Genomic DNA, 1,229 nt, shown 5'->3' on the forward strand with positions numbered 1-1,229 from the left:
CGAGGTCTGCCAGGCCTCGCGAGCGAGCTCGGTGTCACCCGCGGCCGCGTGGGTGTCGCCGAGCTCCTCGTACGCATCCGCTTCAAGGGAACGGTCGCCGCCGAGCCGGAAGTGCTCGGCGGACCGGGTGAACGCCTCGACGGCCTTCGCGTGCTCGCCCAGCCCGAGGTAGGCGGTGCCGAGGTTGTCCCACGTCTCGCCCTGGCCCAGGACATGGCCCATCGCCTGCCACATGGGCATCACGCGCTGGGCGTAGTCGATGGCCATGGCGTACTCGCCGAGTTTGCCGTGGCCCCAAGCGAGTCCGGTCAAGGCGTTGGCCTGCCCGTACTGGTCGCCGCACTCCTCGAACAACGCGAGCCCGCGCCGCGTGTGCTCCATCGCCTCGGCGATCCTGTCGTCAGGGCACAGCATCGCGATGTTCAGCAGCACCCCTGCCTGTCCCGCGGGGTTGCCCTCGTACACGTCGAACGCCCGCTCCAGCGCAGCCGTGGCCTCGTCGAGCCGGCCCGTCCTGGCGAGGCCGCGGCCGAGGTTGATCAGCGTGCGGCCGAGGCCGTCGGTGTCGTCGAGCTGTTCCAGTGCTGCGACGGCGAGTTGTTGCGAGGTCAGCAGATCGCGGTAGTGGGCCTGCCGGTCGAGGACGTCGGCGAGCGACCAGCCCATCAGCCACGTCTGCGTCGGCGTGCCGTGCGGCATCGCCGACATCAACGTCGGGTGCTCGGTCATCAGCCACGCCAACGCTTCTTCGTACGTGCTGATCGGCGTGACCACCACGCCCGCGGCCGGTTCCGGAGTGTGCGGGCGGTGGCGGGTGGGGGTGAACGCGACGCCCGCCTCCACGCTCGTCAGCGCGAGGTGGTCGAGCAACCGGTGCAGCGCCTCGTCCCGCTCGTCATCCCCCGCCAGTTCGGCCGCGTAGTCGCGAAGCAGGTCGTGACAGGTGAACCGGCCCGGCTCGGATTCGTCCAGCAGGTTCGCCCTGGCCAGTTCCGCCAGCAGCGCCCTGGTCTCGGACAACCCCAGTCCGGCCAGGGACGCGGCACCGGCCAGGCTGATGCCCGAGCCCGGCATCAGCCCCAGCAACCGGAACAGCCGCAGCGCCTGAGGGCTGAGTGCCTTGCAGGAGTGGGAGAACACCGACCGCAGATCCGCGCTGACGTCATCGTCGTCGCGAACGCGTCGAGGTCGGCGAGCTCGTCCGCCAGTGCCGCCAACGGGAACTCCGG

General features: G+C 70.6%; 1 protein-coding gene. It reads right to left on the minus strand.

Annotated features, from left to right (window positions below; genetic code table 11):
* On the minus strand, positions 1-1,140 hold a 1,140-nt coding region (locus tag FXN61_RS56120; RefSeq protein ID WP_167980650.1), incomplete at its 3' end, for a tetratricopeptide repeat protein.
* Positions 1,141-1,229 lie beyond the last annotated feature (89 nt).

It is taken from the genome of Lentzea indica, from assembly GCF_012184385.1.
GTDB classification, from domain to species: domain Bacteria; phylum Actinomycetota; class Actinomycetes; order Mycobacteriales; family Pseudonocardiaceae; genus Lentzea; species Lentzea indica.